This window comes from Porticoccus sp. (assembly GCF_041592135.1).
In the GTDB taxonomy this organism is placed as follows: Bacteria; Pseudomonadota; Gammaproteobacteria; order Pseudomonadales; family Porticoccaceae; genus Porticoccus.
This window is the reverse complement of the sequence record NZ_JBFHQR010000216.1, coordinates 1-1,849: the sequence shown is the minus strand read 5'-3', so window position 1 is coordinate 1,849 and position 1,849 is coordinate 1. Positions and strand designations below refer to the sequence as shown.

The following is a 1,849-nucleotide window of genomic DNA, read 5'->3' as shown; positions in this document are numbered from 1 at the left end:
CTGGCAGGCGCGCATTGCCGCCATCCAGCGGCGTCTAGAGGCGGGACTCGCAGCCGCCAGGGAATTCGACACTGTGGCCGATGTACGGGTTCTCGGGGCAATTGGTGTGATTGAAATGAAAGCGCCTGTCGATCTGGCGCGAATCCAGAAACAGTTTGTCGACCGCGGCGTGTGGGTCAGGCCCTTTGGCAAACTGGTGTACCTGATGCCGCCCTATGTTATCGACGACATGGATCTGGATGCGCTCTGCGATGCGGTGGTTGGCGTGGTCAGAAATGACCGCTGAACCAGGCCCTGATGCCGTTACACCAGGGCATAGAGCCCCACTGCGCGATTTAATTTGGCCATAAAGGGGCTGCTTACAGCCCTCGCCTTTTCGGCCCCTTCCCTGAGGACTTTCTCGATATAGTCCGGATTGTCCATCAGCTCGTTATAGCGCTCGCGGGGTTCGCACAGTTCGTCGTTAATCAGCTCAAACAGCTGTTTCTTGGCCTCGCCCCAGGCGATACCGTTTTCAAATTCGCGGCGCATTGCCTCGGTCTGTTCCCTGCTGGCAAAGGCGCGCCAGACCTGGAACACCGTGGACGTATCCGGATCTTTCGGTTCACCCGGTTCCAGCAAATTGGTGACAATTTTGTTGATGTGCTTTTTCAGCTGTTTTTCCGGCAGGAACAGCGGAATGGTGTTGCCGTAGCTCTTGCTCATCTTGCGGCCATCGAGACCCTGCAACACCGCCACATGATCGTCCACCAACGCCTCCGGCAGGGCAAAGTGCTCGCCGTAGATGTGGTTGAAACGCTGGCCGATATCCCGCGCCATTTCAATGTGCTGGATCTGGTCTCGACCCACCGGCACCTTGGTGGCGTTAAACATCAGGATGTCCGCCGCCATCAGCACCGGGTAGGCAAACAGCCCCATGGTGATACCGAAGTCCGGATCCTCACCCGCGTCGAGGTTTTTCTGCACGGAATCCTTATAGGCATGGGCGCGGTTCATCAGCCCCTTGGCCGCCACACAGTTGAGAAACCAGGTTAGCTGGGTAATTTCCGGAATGTCCGACTGGCGGTAAAACACCACATTGTCGGTGTTGAGTCCCAGGGCCAGCCAGGTGGCGGCAATTTCCCGGGTGGACTGGTGCACCTTGGCCGGATCCTGGCACTTGATCAACGCGTGGAAGTCCGCCAGGAAGTAATAGGCATCTACCTCGGTGCGCTGGCTCGCCGCAATGGCCGGGCGAATGGCCCCCACATAATTTCCCAAGTGAGGTGTGCCGGTGGTGGTGATGCCGGTCAGGACGGTATCGCGTGCGGAGGATGTCTTGTTATTCATGGCTGGGTTTCTACAGTTAATACGGCGTTATGGGCGCACATCATACGGATTTCAGCGCGCCGATAAAGGCTAAATCGCTATTCACAGGTCCGCTACCAGCAGGCTGTCGGGGTTGTTGTAGAACTCGTTCAGCACCCGATAGAAATTGTGCGCATCCTCGGCACCCGCCATCTCCCGAATGGAGTGCATGGCAAAGGTGGCTACACCGACGTCCAGAGTCTGCACACCCAGCATGGCGGCGGTAATCGGACCAATGGTGCTGCCACAACCGAGATCGGTGCGATTCACAAACACCTGCAGGGGCACCCCGGCCTTTTCACAGAGCTGGCGGAAGATCGCCGCCGTGACGCTGTTGGTGGCATAGCGCTGATTGGCATTGACCTTGAGTACCGGGCCTTCATTCAGTACCGGACCGTGATTGCCGTCGTGGCGATCGGCGTAATTGGGGTGCACTCCATGAGCATTGTCTGCCGATATCAGCAGTGAGCGGTGGATAATCCGCGTCAGTTGTTCCGGTTGG

Annotated in this window: 2 protein-coding genes and 1 pseudogene; 1 reads left to right on the top strand and 2 read right to left on the bottom strand. The window is 57.8% G+C overall.

Going from position 1 to position 1,849, the window contains the following annotated elements; all coding sequences use genetic code 11:
* Positions 1 to 286, top strand: a 286-nt coding sequence (locus ABY948_RS12270; protein ID WP_461482817.1) for an aminotransferase class III-fold pyridoxal phosphate-dependent enzyme, incomplete at its 5' end; no start/stop codon positions are given.
* A gap of 17 nt (positions 287 to 303) precedes the next feature.
* Here the strand turns inward: ABY948_RS12270 and ABY948_RS12265 are convergent.
* Both ABY948_RS12265 and ABY948_RS12260 read right to left on the bottom strand, forming a co-directional pair.
* Positions 304 to 1,329, bottom strand: coding sequence for a tryptophan--tRNA ligase (locus ABY948_RS12265; RefSeq protein WP_461482816.1), 1,026 nt, complete (start codon positions 1,327 to 1,329; stop codon positions 304 to 306).
* An 81-nt stretch (positions 1,330 to 1,410) separates the two neighbouring features.
* Positions 1,411 to 1,849 (bottom strand): annotated as a pseudogene (locus tag ABY948_RS12260) (M18 family aminopeptidase); the annotation flags it as partial.